The organism is Streptomyces sp. NPDC006458 (genome assembly GCF_040612135.1).
Lineage (GTDB): Bacteria > Actinomycetota > Actinomycetes > Streptomycetales > Streptomycetaceae > Streptomyces.
Genome location: NZ_JBEXPR010000013.1, coordinates 146884 through 163440 on the forward strand (window position 1 = coordinate 146884; position 16557 = coordinate 163440).

13 protein-coding genes and 1 pseudogene are annotated in these 16557 nt (G+C 68.6%); 8 read left to right on the forward strand and 6 right to left on the reverse strand.

Annotation, left to right across the window (positions count from 1 at the left end; genetic code table 11):
- Positions 1–310: 310 nt before the first annotated feature.
- Entirely contained in the window at positions 311–2359 is a 2049-nt protein-coding gene (locus tag ABZZ79_RS19525; RefSeq protein ID WP_356690303.1) for an APC family permease, read from the forward strand.
- Positions 2360–2475: 116 nt separating this feature from the next.
- Positions 2476–3804 (forward strand): TRAM domain-containing protein, encoded by a 1329-nt coding sequence (locus ABZZ79_RS19530; RefSeq protein ID WP_356690305.1) that lies wholly within the window; start codon positions 2476–2478, stop codon positions 3802–3804.
- Positions 3805–3838: 34 nt separating this feature from the next.
- Here the strand turns inward: ABZZ79_RS19530 and ABZZ79_RS19535 are convergent.
- Positions 3839–4105: pseudogene (locus tag ABZZ79_RS19535) on the reverse strand (transposase); the annotation flags it as partial.
- A gap of 221 nt (positions 4106–4326) precedes the next feature.
- Here ABZZ79_RS19535 and ABZZ79_RS19540 point away from each other — a divergent pair.
- Both ABZZ79_RS19540 and ABZZ79_RS19545 read left to right on the forward strand, forming a co-directional pair.
- A complete protein-coding gene (locus ABZZ79_RS19540) occupies positions 4327–4563 on the forward strand; it encodes a DUF397 domain-containing protein (RefSeq protein ID WP_356690447.1) in 237 nt (78 codons plus the stop codon).
- Between the two features lie 336 nt (positions 4564–4899).
- Entirely contained in the window at positions 4900–6027 is a 1128-nt protein-coding gene (locus ABZZ79_RS19545) for an extracellular solute-binding protein (RefSeq protein WP_356690449.1), read from the forward strand.
- Positions 6028–6412: 385 nt separating this feature from the next.
- Here ABZZ79_RS19545 and ABZZ79_RS19550 read toward each other — a convergent pair whose 3' ends face one another.
- Both ABZZ79_RS19550 and ABZZ79_RS19555 read right to left on the reverse strand, forming a co-directional pair.
- The gene (locus ABZZ79_RS19550) at positions 6413–7369 is read right to left on the reverse strand and encodes a hypothetical protein (RefSeq protein WP_356690307.1); all 957 of its coding nucleotides are present in this window, start codon (positions 7367–7369) and stop codon (positions 6413–6415) included.
- Positions 7291–7698: a hypothetical protein gene (locus ABZZ79_RS19555; RefSeq protein ID WP_356690309.1), complete on the reverse strand. Its 408-nt coding sequence runs from the start codon at positions 7696–7698 to the stop codon at positions 7291–7293. Before ABZZ79_RS19555 ends, ABZZ79_RS19550 begins: the two co-directional genes overlap by 79 nt.
- A gap of 322 nt (positions 7699–8020) precedes the next feature.
- Between ABZZ79_RS19555 and ABZZ79_RS19560 the strand changes: the two genes are divergently transcribed.
- From ABZZ79_RS19560 to ABZZ79_RS19575, 4 genes are read left to right on the forward strand one after another with little or no spacing between them, the layout of a single operon-like run.
- Positions 8021–8899 carry a carbon-nitrogen hydrolase family protein gene (locus ABZZ79_RS19560; RefSeq protein WP_356690311.1) on the forward strand — a complete coding sequence of 293 codons (879 nt, stop codon included), beginning with the start codon at positions 8021–8023 and terminating at the stop codon, positions 8897–8899.
- Positions 8900–8922: 23 nt separating this feature from the next.
- Complete coding sequence (locus ABZZ79_RS19565; protein ID WP_356690313.1) at positions 8923–10266, forward strand: APC family permease; 1344 nt, start codon at positions 8923–8925, stop codon at positions 10264–10266.
- Positions 10267–10293: 27 nt separating this feature from the next.
- Positions 10294–10752, forward strand: a complete 459-nt coding sequence (locus ABZZ79_RS19570) for an ATP-binding protein (RefSeq protein ID WP_356690315.1) — start codon at positions 10294–10296, stop codon at positions 10750–10752.
- Positions 10749–11144 (forward strand): aldo/keto reductase, encoded by a 396-nt coding sequence (locus tag ABZZ79_RS19575; protein ID WP_356690317.1) that lies wholly within the window; start codon positions 10749–10751, stop codon positions 11142–11144. The genes ABZZ79_RS19570 and ABZZ79_RS19575 overlap by 4 nt, the downstream gene beginning before the upstream one ends.
- On the opposite strand, the gene ABZZ79_RS19580 is transcribed toward ABZZ79_RS19575, so the two are convergent.
- The 3 genes from ABZZ79_RS19580 to ABZZ79_RS19590 form a co-directional block, all read right to left on the reverse strand.
- Positions 11120–11371: a hypothetical protein gene (locus ABZZ79_RS19580; RefSeq protein WP_356690319.1), complete on the reverse strand. Its 252-nt coding sequence runs from the start codon at positions 11369–11371 to the stop codon at positions 11120–11122. The genes ABZZ79_RS19575 and ABZZ79_RS19580 overlap by 25 nt on opposite strands.
- 1059 nt (positions 11372–12430) lie before the next feature.
- On the reverse strand, positions 12431–14746 hold the full coding sequence (locus ABZZ79_RS19585; protein WP_356690321.1) for a serine hydrolase domain-containing protein: 2316 nt from the start codon (positions 14744–14746) through the stop codon (positions 12431–12433).
- A 798-nt stretch (positions 14747–15544) separates the two neighbouring features.
- Complete coding sequence (locus tag ABZZ79_RS19590) at positions 15545–16438, reverse strand: LysR family transcriptional regulator (protein ID WP_356690323.1); 894 nt, start codon at positions 16436–16438, stop codon at positions 15545–15547.
- Between the last annotated feature and the right edge of the window lie 119 nt (positions 16439–16557).

The window sequence follows — 16557 nt, forward strand, 5'->3', positions numbered from 1 at the left end:
GGGGGAACGCCCTGCGGGACGGGGGGCGGATTTCACCCGTGAGGCAGAGGGCGGGGGCGGCCCCGGGCGGAGGGGTGGTCCGACGGCGGCGTCGCCCGGACGGACGGGCGCTTCGGCCGAGGCGTCGCCCGGACGGAGGGGCTTTCGGCGCGGTGTTGCCCGGGGTGTTGCCTGGGGTTGGGCGGGCGGTTCGGGACGGGTGATGAACAGGCGCCGCGGCCGGTTCGGGACGGGTGATGAAACGGGCGCCGCGGGCCGTTCGGGTGGGCCGGTGGGCGGGCGGCTGTTCGAACCCTTACGATGTTCTGTTGTGTCCAAACTGACCGACGTGCCCAAGCGAATTCTGATCGGGCGCGCACTGCGCAGTGACCGGCTCGGAGAAACGCTCCTGCCGAAGCGCATCGCCCTTCCCGTCTTCGCATCCGACCCGCTGTCCTCCGTGGCGTACGCACCAGGAGAGGTACTGCTGGTCCTGTCCATCGCGGGTGTGTCGGCCTACCACTACAGCCCGTGGATCGCCCTCGCGGTCGTCGTGCTGATGTTCACGGTGGTCGCCTCCTACCGGCAGAACGTCCACGCCTACCCCAGCGGCGGCGGCGACTACGAGGTCGCCACCACCAACCTCGGCCCCAAGGCCGGCCTCACCGTCGCCAGCGCCCTGCTCGTCGACTACGTCCTCACCGTCGCCGTCTCCATCTCCTCCGGCATCGAGAACCTCGGCTCCGCCGTCCCGTTCGTCGTCGAGCACAAGGTGTTCTGCGCGATCGCCGTGATCGTGCTCCTGACCCTGATGAACCTGCGCGGGGTGAAGGAGTCCGGCTCGTTCTTCGCGATCCCGACCTACGTGTTCGTCGCCGGTGTCTTCATCATGATCGCCTGGGGCGCGTTCCGCGGCCTGGTGCTGGACGACACCCTCCGGGCGCCGACCGCCGACTACGAGATCAAGCCCGAGCACCAGGGCCTGGCCGGCTTCGCCCTCGTCTTCCTGCTGCTGCGCGCCTTCTCCTCCGGCTGTGCCGCGCTCACCGGCGTGGAGGCCATCTCCAACGGCGTCCCCGCCTTCCGCAAGCCCAAGTCGAAGAACGCCGCGAGCACGCTGGCCGCGATGGGGCTGCTGGCCGTCACCATGTTCTGCGGCATCATCGGCCTCGCCATGGCCTCCAACGTCCGTATGGCCGAGAACCCGGCCGTGGACCTGATCCACAACGGTGTCGCGGTCGGCGCCGACTACGTCCAGAACCCGGTGATCACCCAGGTCGCCGAGGCCGTCTTCGGCAAGGGCAGCTTCTTCTTCATCGTGCTCGCGGCCGCCACCGCCCTGGTGCTGTTCCTGGCGGCCAACACCGCCTACAACGGTTTCCCGGTGCTCGGCTCGATCCTCGCCCAGGACCGCTATCTGCCCCGCCAGCTGCACACCCGCGGCGACCGGCTCGCCTTCTCCAACGGCATCGTGCTGCTCGCCGGCGCGGCCGTGCTGCTGGTGTGGATCTACGGCGCGGACTCCACGCGACTGATCCAGCTCTACATCGTCGGCGTGTTCGTCTCCTTCACGCTCAGCCAGATCGGCATGGTCCGGCACTGGAACCGACACCTGGCCACCGAGCAGGACCTCGCCAAGCGCCGCCACATGATCCGCTCCCGCGCGATCAACACCTTCGGCGCCTTCTTCACCGGCCTGGTGCTGATCGTCGTCCTGCTCACCAAATTCAGCCACGGCGCCTGGGTCGCCCTGCTCGGCATGGTGATCTTCTACGTCACGATGACGGCGATCCGCCGTCACTACGACCACGTCTCCCGGGAGCTCGCGGCCCCCGAGGGCCCGAGCGACGACAGCGTCCGGCCCTCCCGCGTCCACTCCGTGGTCCTGATCTCCAAGATCCACCGCCCCGCCCTGCGCGCCCTCGCCTACGCCAAGCTGATGCGCTCCGACACCCTGGAGGCGCTCACCGTCAACGTCGACTCCAACGAGACCAAGGCGTTGCGCGAGGAGTGGGAGCGGCGCGGCATCGACGTACCGCTGAAGGTCCTCGACTCGCCGTACCGCGAGATCACCCGGCCGGTCATCGAGTACGTCAAGAGCCTGCGCCGGGAGTCGCCGCGGGACGCCGTGTCCGTGATCATCCCGGAGTACGTCGTCGGCCACTGGTACGAGCACCTGCTGCACAACCAGAGCGCCCTGCGTCTGAAGGGCCGGCTGCTCTTCACACCCGGCATCATGGTCACCTCCGTCCCCTACCAGCTCGAGTCCTCCGAGGCGGCCAAGCAGCGCGCCCGCAAGCGGTCGGAGTGGAGCGCGCCGGGCTCGGTGCGCAGGGGTCCCGCGCAGGAGCGGCCCAAGGAGCCGACCGGCAAGGAATGAGGGGTTCCGGGGCGGCTCGGACGCCGCTCCGGACGACGTAAACTGGTGGGCTGTTGTCCCGGGTCAGCGGGCTGCCGCCGTCCCGCCGTACCTTTCCCGATCTGGAGTCACCCGCCATGCAGGCAGAACCGAAGAAGTCGCTGGTGGGCGAGGCGTACGAAGTCGAGGTGGGACCCGTCGCGCACGGCGGGCACTGCATCGCCCGTACGTCCGAGGGACAGGTGCTGTTCGTACGGCACGCGCTGCCCGGCGAGCGGGTCGTCGCCCGGGTGACCGAGGGCGAGGAGGGCGACCGCTTCCTGCGCGCGGACGCGGTCGAGGTGCTGTCGGCGTCCAAGGACCGGGTCGAGGCGCCCTGCCCCTACGCCGGTCCCGGCCGCTGCGGAGGCTGCGACTGGCAGCACGCCAAGCCGGGCGCTCAGCGCCGCTTCAAGGGCGAGGTGATCGCCGAGCAGCTCCAGCGGCTCGCGGGCCTCACCCCGGAGGAGGTCGGCTGGGACGGCACGGTGATGCCGGCCGAGGGCGACAAGCTGCCCGCCGGGCAGGTGCCGCAGTGGCGCACGCGGGTGCAGTACGCCGTGGACGCCGATGGCAACGCGGGTCTGCGCCGCCACCGTTCGCACGAGGTCGAGCCCATCGACCACTGCATGATCGCCGCCGAGGGAGTCAGCGAGCTGGGCGTGGAGCAGCGCGACTGGATCGGCATGGAGACGGTGGAGGCCATCGCGGCCACGGGCTCCCAGGACCGCCAGGTGATCCTCACGCCACGGCCGGGCGGCCGTCTGCCCCTGGTCGAGCTGGACAAGCCGGTCTCCGTGATGCGGGTCGACGAGAAGGACGGCGGCATCCACCGCGTCCACGGGCGCCCCTTCGTCCGCGAGCGCGCGGACGGCCGCACCCACCGGGTCGGCAGCGGCGGCTTCTGGCAGGTCCACCCGAAGGCCGCCGACACCCTGGTGACGGCGGTCATGCAGGGCCTGCTGCCGCGCAAGGGCGACATGTGCCTCGACCTGTACTGCGGCGTGGGCCTCTTCGCCGGCGCCCTCGCCGACCGCGTCGGCGAGAAGGGCGCGGTCCTCGGCATCGAGTCCGGCAAGCGCGCGGTGGAGGACGCCCGCCACAACCTGGCCGACTTCCCGCGCGTCCGCGTCGAGCAGGGCAAGGTCGACGCGATCCTGCCCCGCACCGGGATCACCGACGTCGACCTCATCGTCCTGGACCCGCCCCGCGCGGGAGCCGGCCGCAAGACGGTCGCCCAGCTCGCGGAACTCGGCGCCCGCCGCATCGCGTACGTGGCATGCGACCCGGCCGCGCTGGCGCGTGACATCGCGTATTTCCGGGAGGGCGGGTACCGGGTGCGGATGCTTCGGGCGTTCGATCTGTTTCCGATGACGCATCACGTGGAGTGTGTCGCCATCCTCGAACCGGCCGTAAAGGGCTCCTGACCTGCGGTTTTGCCCGTGCGCATTATGTGCGGTGTGGAGCCCGGTTGCCGGCCAACTCCCAGACTCGTCGGCGGACTTCGGAACGTGCGACGCGGACGGCGGTCAGCGCCTTCTCGCCCGAGGCGGCAAGGGTGTCGATCAGAGGGGAGACCGTTGGGTCGGAGGCGACTGGCCCGAACACGGCCGGCTCGGACCGCAGCAGTGCACGGTCGGCGAGGCAGTCCCCGCCGAGTGCGACCGCCAGTGCGAGGTCCGCGAGTATCTTGCCGGGGTCGTGGACGGCCCGCGGCTTCCGCCACGGGGTCAGGACACGAGGCCGTCGACCGCGTCCTGTCTGACCGGCGCATCCTCGTCGCGTACTCCATGGGCACCGGCAAGACCGTGCTCACCATCGCAGCACTCGAAGAACTCTTCGGCCAGGGAGACATCCGCCGGTGCGTGATCATGGTGCCCTCCAGCGATCGTTCAGGCCGGCGGGGCGACAGACGTCTCTGCTGGTCAAACACAGAAAGCAGGTGCGGCATGAACAGGTTCCACAACGGTGCGGCGGCCAACGAGATGACGGGAGTTCGGTGGGTGAAGGCGAGCGCGAGCGATGCATTGAACGACTGCGTCGAACTTGCCCGGCTCGGTGAAGATGAGATCGCGATGCGCAATTCCCGGTTCCCCAGCGGACAGGCTCTCATGTTCACACGTTCGGAGATCGCGGCGTTCCTCGACGGAGCGACCAGGGGAGAGTTCAACGCGATGCCTGTCTGAAAAGGACCGGCCAACACTTGCCCCAACCTCAGTCGCGTACGACACCGTTAGCGCCCACCAGAAAGACGATTTTGGCCGACCAGCCGACTGTGACAGCGCTGCCCCAGCCGGGAGGGATCCTGGCGTGGCCTCAGACGACGTCGATCGGGGAACCCCGCCTGAGAGGCGGCCGAGTTACTCTGGTTTCCAGGATTTCCGCATTCGCTGCGTCGACACAATACGTCACTCACAGCGACGGGACACACGAGACGACCCGAGTGAAGACCTGTTCCTTAATGATACCGATTATCAATTCATTCCCGCCCCTCGCTCCCCCCTGGAGCGCCCGTGACCGCAATGCATGCCCGAGCAATCGCTCTCTTCGCCTGCCTTGCCCTCTCGGCACTGGCCCTGACTTCCTGTGACCCGAGCCCCACCGGCACGCCCAAGAAGCCATCGGTAGCCACATCCGCTGCGGACGTAGGCGGCATGGACGCACTGATCGCCGCCGCTAAACAGGAGGGCAAGCTCAATCTGATGGGGCTCCCACGCGACTGGGCCGGCTACGGAGCTCTGGTCGATCGCTTCGAGAAGAAATACGGGATCAATGTGAGGGTCGAGAACCCGTGGTGGGCTACAGTCTCGGACCAGATTAACGGTGTGAAGAGCCGGAAAGGGCAGGCCAACGCCCTCGACGTGATCGGAGCCGATGACGCGTCCATGCGGGCGGCAGCTCGTCAGCAGCTACTAGCTCCGTACAGGGTCGCCGCGTACAACGTGATCCCGAATAACCAGAAGGACCCGAATGCCCGCTGGTCTAACAGCTATGGCGGCTACATCTCCATCGGCTGCGACGCCACCCGCGTCGAGGAGTGTCCCCAGACTTTCGCCGATCTGCTGAAGCCTCGGTACAAAGGTAAAGTCTCGGTCACCGACCCCACCAGATGGGTTCCCGGGTTCGCCACTGTTTACGCAGCGGCCCTCGCGAACAACGGCTCGTTCGACGACATCAACCCCGGTCTTGACTTCTTCGCCAAGCTCAAGAAAGTGGGTAACGTTAATTCTATCCCGCAATCCGTAGCCACGATCGAAAACGGTCAGACACCCATCTCAATCGGCTTCGATTTCGCAAATCTGACCTACACCGACGAGCTGCGCAGTAAGGGCGTGAAATGGCAGGTCTCCATCCCCTTCGACGGCAGCTTCGCCCAGTACTATGCGCAGGGAATCAATAAGGACGCCCCGCACCCAGCGGCCGCGCGCCTGTGGCTGGAGTGGCTCCTCAGTCCCGAGGGCCAGAACCTCCGGCTCGACGGTTACGCTCGCCCGGTGCTGATGGACGTTATGGAGAAGAACGGCACCCTCGATAAGGTCGCCGCATCAAAGCTGCCGACTGTTGAGGGCACGCCCGAGTTTCCCACAGACGCGCAGATCAAAAAGGCCAAAGCAGCGATCATTCAAGACTGGGTGAAGACCCAGAGCTGATGCGTTCTCAGCCAGCGAGATGAGCTGATCGCCTGCGTACGCAGGGCAATGCGTTCTCGCTGTGAATCGGAGCATGGCGGTTACGTGCACGGTGCAGACCTTCAAGACGGCGGACCTCGCGGCGGCCGTGTCCGGCCCCGGAGGTGCGTGCCTGCAGCGGAATCTGCTTCCAGGGCAGGCGCCGCAGCTGCTTGCGCAGCTTCCGTCATGTTCGACGTCACCCATGGCCAGAAGGACCCCCGACGCCGGGAACATCATCCGCGGTTGACGTCCCCCGCTGGCGACTCGTGGGAGGGGGCCGGGCAGCTGCCCGGCCCCCTCCCACGTTGCTCTGCCGTCAAGAGCTGTCCGGCCCGCCTTGCCGAGGGGTGGGGCTCCCCGCAACTCACACGCCGGTCCCGCTCCTGATCCGCGCCTTCTCGAACTCGGACACCGGGTCGCCTCCGACGCTCCAGGGCCAGGCCGCGACCGTACCGTTGATCGCCTCGAAGACCGGACGGGCCTCGCCGCGCCGCTCGGCGGCCGTCAGCGCGTAAGCCAGCAGGTTCAGGTCCGCGAGGGCCGCCGCGTGGTGGAAGAAGCCGGGCTGGGCCCAGGTGTGCGCCGCACGGTCGAGGGCCTGGGCGGCCGATGCGTGGGACCAGTGGTTGCGTGCCATCAGCGCCTCGACTCCGCCCAGGGTGAGGACGGAGTGGTACTGCAGAACCTGGGCGGTGAGTTCGGTGGCCGCGCAGGGCGCGTCAGTGGGTGTGCGGGCGCGGACCGCGTCGACGAAGTCGAGAACCTGCATGCGCGAGCCCATCTCCTCCGGCCCCAGATAGCGCAGCATGCTCAGGTACGCCTCGCGGTTCCAGCGGTCGCGGGTCAGTACCTCGTTCCACAGACCGAACACCTCCGGCTGACTGCGGCGCTCCAGCCGTGACAGATCCAGCAGGACCACCCAGGGAGTGGGGTCCTCCGGCGCCAGTTCGGCGGCGCGCAGACAGCTGTCGGCGATGTCGGCCGCGTCCTCCAGGCGCCCGCGGGAGCGTCCGCGTTCGAGCTGCGCCCATGCGGAGAGGACGAGCGCCCTCGCGTTGCGCGGCTCACGAGCGGCCCAGGCACGGGGCCCGTGCGATTCGGACAGGTGGTACGCCAGCACGGAGAGCCGGTGGGCGCGGCGGTCCCAGTCGGCCCGGCTCTGGTCCAGGAAGCGGGATACCTGGGCCATGTACAGGTCCGTCGTCCCGATCGCGCCCCCACCTGCCGTCGCCTGGAGGGACTTCAGCAGCCGACTGAGGGCAGCGTCGTCGAGCTCCGGGGCGAGACGTGCCCGTCTGCGGCGACTTGAAAGAAATGCCATGCACGGAGGCTAGGGGTTACGAGTCGTGACGCAAGGTGTGCGCCGAGATCGTTACCGATTACACCCTGAAATCTAGTCGTTACCTGCCGATACGGTGAGGCGAATGCATTCGGCGCCCAGATGGCCAGGAACGGCGTGGTCGCGTGGGTGAGGGTGGTGTGCGGCGCCGCCACGGTGATCCGCTTGGCGCACGACCGGCAAGCAGCGCACCGGCCGCGGCCTCGGCGGTGTCCGCGCGGGCGGCCGGGTCGGGCCGGGGGAAGGAAGCGCCGGTCGGCCGCCGTCAGGACCATCTGCCTGCCGCCGCGGTCGAAGAGCGTCATCCCCAAGGACCTTTCCAGGCTGCGCAGTTGGCGTGGCAGCGAGGGCTGGGCGGCGCGGACCGCCCCCGGCAGCCCTGGTGACGGGACCGGTCTCCACGATGGTCGGGAAGCAGCGCGCCAGTCGGACTTCCATGGTGGTGGTCCCTCGGGAGGCGAAGGGGGCGAGGGCCTGCATGCCTCAAAGGCATGATAATCAACCCTTCCAAGTATTTGAGGCTATGGCTGACTGGGCGCATTCTTGTTTCACCGGAATTCTTGGTTATCGGCGCCCCAATCTCCGTCGACTTCTCCGGGTGAAAAGCTCCCTTCGATTGGCTGGTGTTTCCGCATGGCCCGCCCCCTGCCCTTGATCCTCGCCCAGGCGCCCGGCCGCCCGGCCGACGACCTCGCAGGCTTTGCCAGCGACGTGGAGCGGCGCGTGAAACTGCACGCACGCGGCGCCCTCGTCGTCTACCCCGAACTGCACCTCGGCGAGAGCGCCCCCGGCGTCCCGGCCGACCCGGAGGAGGGGGCTGAGCCGCTCGACGGCAAACGCGATGTGGCCTTCGCCGAGCTCGCGGGGGATCTGGGCATCTGGCTGGTACCCGGCAGCGTCTACGAGCGAGGCACCGGCGACCGCGTCCACAACACGACACCGGTCTATTCACCACAGGGTGAGCGCCTCGCCGCGTACCGCAAGATCTGCCCGTGGCGTCCGTACGAGACGACCGCGCCCGGCAACCGGTTCGAGGTCGTCGACCTCGCCGGGGTCGGCCGCATCGGACTGTCCATCTGCTACGACGCCTGGTTCCCGGAGATCTCCCGCCATCTGGCCTGGATGGGCGCGGAGCTGATCGTCAACGTCGTCCGCACGTCGACGAGCGACCGCGCGCAGGAACTCGTCCTCAACCGCGCCAACGCCATCACCAATCAGGTCTTCGTCGCCAGCGTCAATTCCGCTGCCCCCTCCGGGATCGGCCGCAGCCTCGTCATCGATCCACAGGGCACGGTGCGCGCCGAAACCGTCGATGCCGGCGACTCCACCCTCACCGACGTCATCGACCTCGACGAGGTCAGCAACGTCCGCCGCTACGGCACCGCCGGTCTCAACCGGATCTGGGGCCAATTCCGCCCCGGCGACCCAGCCCTCGAGCTCCCGCTGTACGGGGGCCGCATCGACCCCGCCATCTGGAACGCCGCCCACATCGCCGAGGAGCCACCACGATGAACAGCGCGACAACTGGGAACAGCATGAGACTGAAGGGCGACCTGAGCCTCTTCTCCGTCGTCCTGTTCGGCCTGGCCTACATCTCCCCTGGCATCGTCGTCACGGTCTTCGGCGTGGTCGCCGCCTCCAGCGGCGGCGTGGCCCCGACCGCGTTCGCCGTCGCCACCCTCGCGATGCTGCTCACCGGGCTGAGTTACGCGAAGATGGCGCGCGCCGTGCCCGGCTCGGGGTCGGTCTACACCTACGCCCGCAAGATGCTCGACAGCCGCATCGGTTTCCTGTCCGGCTGGGCGATGCTGCTCGACTACTTCTTCATCCCGATGGTCGGCTGGCTGATCACGGCGATCTACTTCCACGCCCAGTTCCCTCAGATACCCAAGTGGGTCTGGCTGATCGTCTCGGTGGGCATCACCACCGGCATCAACGTCTTCGGTATGAAGCTCGCGGACCGCGTCAACAAGGTCCTGATGTTCATTGCTCTGGGGTCGCTGGCCCTCTTCGCCACCCTGTGTGTCGTCTTCCTCGGCGAGCACGGCTCGTCCGCCCCCGCCTCGGACGCTCTGTGGAACTCCGGCACATCCATCGGCGCGGTCACTGCGGCCGCTGCTATCGCCGCTTACTCCTTCCTCGGCTTCGACGCCGTCTCCACGCTGGGCGAGGAGGCCAGGGGCGGGGCGAGGACGATCGGCCGCGGCATCATCGGCTGCGTCATCGCCGCCGGAGCGATCTTCATCGTGCTGTCCTTTGTTATGCAACTGGTTCATCCCGGCGCGGAGTTCGCCGACGTCGACGCGGCCGCCTACCACCTGAAGGTCCAGGTCGGCGGCGAGACGTACGCCGAGATCATCAACTTCGTCACCATCGCCGGATCCATCGCCTCCTGTATCGCCCTGCAAGCCTCCGCCGCCCGCCTCATGTACGTGATGGGACGCGACGGTGTACTGCCCAAGGCCGTCTTCGGCAACCTGTCGGGAAAGACCTGCACGCCCGTCCTGAACCTGCTGCTGACCGCGGCCGCCGGTGTCATCGCCGTGAGACTCGACCTGACCACAGCCGCCTCATTCATCAACTTCGGCGCCTTCCTCGGCTTCGCCGTGGTGAACGTCTGCGTGATCGCCCACCTGGTCCGAGAGCGCCGGCACGGCCGCACCCCCAACCTCTTCTCGTACCTGGTGATGCCGGCCATCGGCGTCGGCGTCTCCCTCTACCTGCTCACGAGGCTCGATGACGCCGCACTCAAGATCGGCGGCGTCTGGCTGGCGATCGGCGTCGTCTACCTGGCCGTCCTGACCAAGGGCTTCCGCCGACCCGCACCGGAGATGACCTTCGACGACGACACCGCGGCCACGGACGGAGTCACCGCGTAGCTCCGGTCCCGACGCGAGGAGACGAAGATGCCCACGACAACTGCTGAACTGGTGGATGACCGGAGCCTCGGAGACCTGTTGATCCACCGTGATGTGGTGCTCGACGGACTCGACACTCCGCAGCGCGCCGCCCGTACCGTCCTGGCCGACGTCCTGGACGGCAAGACGGAGGATCAGCTCTTCGACGCCATGCTGGTGGCCAGCGAGCTCATCGCCAACGCCATCCAGCACAGCAGCGGTGCGGTCCTCATAAGGGTTGAGGTCTACGAGTTCGGTGCGGCATTGGGCGTCGTCGACCGCGGGTCCGACATCGCTGCCGTCCCTGTCCGACCTTCGAACTCATCTGTCGAAGAAGGGACGGTGGCTGCAAGCGGGCGCGGCCTGTTCATCGTGGACAGCCTCGCCAGTGCCTGGTCGGTCGAGGAGACCGAGGACGGAAAGATCGTCATCGCCGTACTCACCCTTCCGGCAGGCCCTCGTCGATGACCGCTCGCGACCTCACGCGACGCCGTCTCGGCCGACGGCTCCTCGCCCACCCGCTCGGCGTCAACTGCGGAGCCGTCGGACTGTCACAGGGCACTGAGTCAGAGACGGACTACGGGCGCTTCCTCGATGGCCTGCGCCGCGCCGTCGGACTCGGTGTCAACCTCCTGGTCGCCGCTGACTCCTACGGCGCATGCCGAGCTGAAAGCATGCCGGGCCGACTCTTGCGCGAGTACCCGAACAGCGGCCTTCTCGTCAGCGGCGAGGCCGGGCGAATCCGCGGCTCGGCACAGCATGCGTACGCCTGCCGGCACATTCACCATCAGTTCCAGCAGACGCAGGAGAACCCCTGCGTGGAGGAGCTGGACCTCTACGTCCTGGATTCCGGGACATAGGTCCGCAGGACCGATACCCGGGCACCGCGATCGACCAGATGCCGACGGTACCGGCAGCCCGCCACGGGTCGAGGCGCCGCCGTCTGCGGTGAGTCGGCGACCAGGCGGGTGCGCATGTGACCGGCGAGGGACCAGCCGACGACGACCCTGCGGCTGAGGCACTCCAGAACGGTCGCCAGACGGAGGAACTCCCCGCCCGCGAGCGGGAGATACGGGATGTCGTCCATGTATGTCGCCCCGGCTCGGTGACGGTGAGGTCCCGCTGGAACAGGTCCGGAACCTGTGAGGCTGCCGGGTCCGCGCCGGTGGTGCGGAGGCATCTACGCGGGCGGATGCCGGTGACGGAGAACGTCCGCATGACGCGGCGACCCGCTTCTCGTTGACCCGCAGGCCCTTCTCGCCGAGCTCGGCGGTCACCCGTGGGGAGCCGTGGGCGCCGCGGACTCGCCGTGGACTTCGCGGATCCGCTCGGCCAGGAGCCGGTCCTCGCTCTGCCGGGACGCCCTCGCGCTGCCGGAGAGCCACTTGTAGGAGCGGGACCGGTTCAGGTCCAGGACTCGCGAAGCCGCTGCACACCGCAGGCGTCCCGGTGGCCGGCGACGAACTGGAAGCGACTCAACCACTTGGTCTCCCCGGCGGAAGAACTTGGCCGCCCTGCGGAGTATGTCCCGCTCGGTCGCCGGCTTTTGCTCACTCGCCTGGAGCGCGGCCACCCGAGCCTCCAACTGCCGGATCCGCTCGTCCGGATCGGTGGACGATGCCGTCTGCCCGGCCCGGCCCGGCCGGCGTCCCGGCCGCGGACGGGGCAACGGCGGCGGCCCCGCGGCGTTCCCGGTGACGAGCACGAGGAACGGATCGGCGTCATCCATCGGTCAGCTGCTGGATGGCCTTGAGTTCCTGACCCGCTGCGTCCTCGGTCACCAGATGTCGCGCCGCTCTTGCGGCGGCTCGACTGTGTGCCCACGTAGAGGCGCCCCAGCCTCGGGGGAGAGACTGGGGCGCTGCTCGGACTGCCAGGTCGCACTCACCGAGCCGGCGTTCCTCGGTCTACAGGTCGTCGTAGTGGCACAGGCGCCCCGCTCGCCGCCCCCTATGCGGGTCTTCGCGGCCAGGACCGGAGTTCAGGCCGCGCAGCGCGACCAGCTCGGTGACGCACCGGCGCCGTACGCATCCGGCGACAGCGCCGCAAGAAGGCACCCGCGGCCAGGTCCCTGGTTCTGACTCCCCGGCGCTGTCGTCGCCGCTGGTCCGAGCCCGGCGTCCGCCCCTTGACCGGATGTGTTCAGTCAGTACACGCGGACAGTGGCGTCGTCGATCAGGAAGGAACTCTGCAGACGGTTGTCCTCCGCGCCAGTGAATCGCAGCGTGACCGATGTGCCGCGATACGGCGTGAGGTCGAACGTGTGTGACTGGTAGTCCCCGGTCTCGTCGAGGTTGCTCCAGTTCGCGAGGCGAGTGGCGGTGCCGTCCTTGACGGCGTCGAGCCGAAGCGTGTCAGAGGCGGTCGGCTGGGTCTCGGCGGTGTCGATGCGCAGGTGGAAGGTCAGGGTCGCGGTCGTACAGTTGGCGGGGATGGTCACGGTCTGGGCCAGCGTCTCGGTCCTGGCGCGGCCGAAGCCGTTGAGCCATGCCTTCCAGCTGTCGGCGTGAGCCGGGTAGGAGGAGGTGCGGTTGTCCACGACTCCCGGCGAGGCGGTCCACGGTGTCGGGGTGCCGGTTTCGAAGCCCGGGTTGCCGAGCAGTTGTGCCGGTGTGCCGACGCCTCCGCCGCCGTCGGAGGCCATGGGGGCGAGCTTGTTGGACTCGGACACTGCCGCGTTCCAGGAGAATTCGTGGTTGTCGCTGAAGTAGTAGTACGTGGAGCCGTTGGGCATCATCGCGATGGTGATGCCTCCGTATCCGGACATGAACGGTACGTGGAACGGCTGGGTGAAGGCGGGGTTGTCCGCGGCCGTGAACTCCTGGCCCCAGAAGCCGTTCTGGTAGCGCATCGGTGCGCTGCCCGTGGTGGTGGCGCCGCGTTCTGACGGGTTCTGCTGCATGGAGTCGGCCAGCAGGCCCGGGTGCAGCACCTGGGTGCCGGCCACCGCGCCGGCATCGTTGTTCAGGAACTTGGCGAACTTGGCGACATCGTCCTTGGTCCAGAACATCCCGTACCCGCCGAAGGGGACGCCGTCCGCGCTGTTGTCCGTACGGGAGGAGACGCGGGCGTCCGGGCTGATGCCGATCGGGGTGAGGACCTCGTCGCGGAGCATGTGGAACAGGTCCGCGCCGGAACCGGCACGGTTCTGCAGGTAGTTGTTCATGGCGCGGGCTGCCAGGAAGGTGTCGGAGGTGTGGTAGACCCACTTGCTGCCCGGGGTGACCTTGCGACGGAAGGACAGCGCCTTGTCCATCTTGGTGGCGTAGGGCTCGGCGAGGAAGAAGTCGGTCATGGTGCCGCCCGCCTCGTCGACCTCGAAGCCCGCCGAGGTGTAGTTGCCGGTGGTCATGTCCAGGGCGTGGTCGACGGTGACATTCGACCAGGCGCTCTTCCCGGCGGCTTCCGGTATCAGGTCGGTCAGGCGCTGGTCCGCGACACCGGTGCCGTAGCGCTGGGCGAGCCGGAGCAGGGCGGTGCCGGCGAAGGCGGACTTGGCGGTGGAGTAGGAGGGCAGCAGCATCTGCCCGCAGAACGGGTACTGGCCCTGCCTGGTCTGGCAGCCGCCGACGTAGTTCACACCGTCGAAGTAGAAGCCGTAGGTGCTCAGCGCGGTGGGGGTGATCCCCGCGCCGAACTTCGAGGTGTCCACGCCAGCGCCGGGGTGGTCGGTGGCGAGCTGCGCGATGGGCTTGGTGGGCAGCCGGCCGGCGACCTCGGCCGCGTAGGCGTCGCGGGCGGCTTCGCCGCCGGTGACGGTGCCCGGCTGGTAGGTGGCGCCCACCTGGCCCCACATGTCGAACTGGAGGTAGGCGCAGGTTTCCGCGGTGACCTGGTAGCGGACCTGGGAGATGGAGGATGCGTCGAAGAGGAAGGAGAGCACCCCGTTGTGCACGCAGTTGGCGTTCCGTTCGACCAGTGCGAAGGGCAGCGCGGCGCGCGTGCGGCCGCCGTCGCCGTCCTCCTGCCAGGCCCGGCCCGCTCCCACGGCGAGGTTCCAGGCGGTGTTCCCGGTGTAGCGCAGCCCGCGCACGGTGGGGATGAGGTGGCTGCCGTTCTGTACGAGGGTGGCGCTGAACGGGGGGAGGTGTTTGGTGGCCTCGGTGCTGGAGTAGAAGTAGGGGTCCTTCAGCTTGCGGTAGCCGCCGGCCGTGGCGGTGCCGTTGAGGGTCAGAGTGCCTTCGAAGGTGTGTGCGGGCGGGGCCGCCTCGGCGGGCAGGGCGAAGGCGCTGTCCACGACGGTGTCGGTGGGGGTGGCGCTGGAGAGCTGAGCCGCGGTGAGGACCGTACGGGGCACGGCGCCGCTGCCGGTCAGCGGGTCGCCCGGCACGGGGGCCGCGCTTTCGGCGAGCGCGGGGGATGGAGCCGTGAACACGCCGGCGAGCAGCACAGTGAGCAGTGCCGTGGCCGTCGCAAGACATCGCATACCGCGTGGGCGGCGGGTGGGCGGTCTGGAGGTCATGGATGTCCCTCTTCCGGGCGGGGTCTGTTGTTGCGGCATGGTGGGTGCGCCCAGCGAGAGCTGTCCAATGCCTGTCAGGACTGGCCACGGTGTCTCAAAAGCATCGGGGCAGGTTCTCCGGCGGAGTGCACCGCATCGCTGGGGTCGATAGACGAGAAGCCAGGTCTGCGTGAACGTGCCGAGAACGCCACAGCTGACCTGCCCCCCAGGTCCGATGCTGCTCGAGTCGCCGGGTCCAGCTGTCCGGGCAAGAGCACGCTCGCCCACGGCGGCGGCGAGCGGCTGGGGCGGCTCGCCGTGCATGTCTTCGACGAGCCCGGTGTACCGGAAGGCGCCGGTCGCCGGTGGCGCAACCGCATGACCGAGAGGCGGGTGCGTCGTGTGCTGGAGTACCAGGACCGGGGAGTCGACCGCCTGAGCAGGCTCACCGTGCGAGGGTCGCGGGGGACGTTCCGGTGGTTGATGCCCTCCTCTGCTGGGCCGCCTGGCAGGGCAAGCAGGCGGAGGATTCCCGATGCGGACCGACGCCGTCATCGACGAGGCCGGCCCCGTACGGCCCGGCACCGCTGGACGGGATGGAGCGCCGACGACCGGCGATGACGCACCTACCTGCTCGACACCGCGAACGAGCGCGTGCCGGAATCAGTGGATCAGGTCGAGCGATGGGTCTGCGAACAGTGCGCCGCGTTCCGGCCCGGCTGTGTCTCCTGTCGCGGGGCCGGCCGGACCAGACACCGTTCCGAGTCGGCTACGACCCCTGAACGGCTTTCGCACCAGACCGGCCCGGTTCCAGCAGGTTCAGCTCTCCGCTGCCTGCGGCCCGTACTGCTCGACGCAGAAGCGGGCCAGGCCGACGGCGAAGGACTCGATCGTGCGCAGCGCGTAGTGGCCGGCGTCCCAGGCCGCGTGCAGCCGGATCTGCAGGGGCTCCCCGTGCTGGTCGAGGATCAGCAGCGGGTGCAGCCCGAAGCGGGGGTCGTCGGAGACGACGGCGATGCCGTGACCGGAGGCGGTCATCGCCTGGGCGACCTGCGGAGTGTCGCACTCCAGGACGATGTCGAGGGAACTGCCCGCGTCCTGTACCGCCTGGTCCAGGATGCGGCGGGTGCCGTGCGCGAGGGTGAGGACGATCAGCGGCTCACCGGTCAACTCCTGGATGGTGATCCGGTCCCGGCCTGCCCAGGGGTGTGAGGGCGGGACGTAGGCCCACAGCGGCAGCCGGGCTACGGGCAGCCCGGCGTAGCGGCTGCGTGGCGGGGCTGAGGAGATCGCCACGTCGGCACCCCGGGTGAGGGCCTGGTAGGCGCGTACCGGGTTCTCCGCCTGCACCGTGACCAGGGGGTCCTCTGGACCCCAGGTGGCCAGGAACGGGGCGATCACATCGGTGATGGTGGTGGCGGGGGCCGCCACGGTGATCCGCATCGCCCGCCCGGACGCCAGCGAGCTGGCGGCGGCGAGGGCGGTGTCGGCGCGGGTTACCAAGTCCCGGGCGAGAGGCAGGAATCGCCGGCCGGCCGCCGTGAGTTCCATCCGTTTGCCCGTGCGGTCGAACAGTGTCACTCCCAAGGACGCCTCAAGTCCGCGCAGTTGGCGGGAGAGCGAGGGCTGGGCGACATGGACTTCCGCTGCCGCCCTGGTCGCCGAGCCGCTCTCGACGACCGCCAGGAAGTAGCGCAGCACTCTCAGCTCCACAGCGAACCTCCTAACCATGCCTCACAGGCATGAAAGTCAACCCCATCAAGTATTTGAGGTTATAACTCACCGGGCCCATTGTTGTCTCACTTCGAACAGCCGGCGAATGTGCCTTCCCC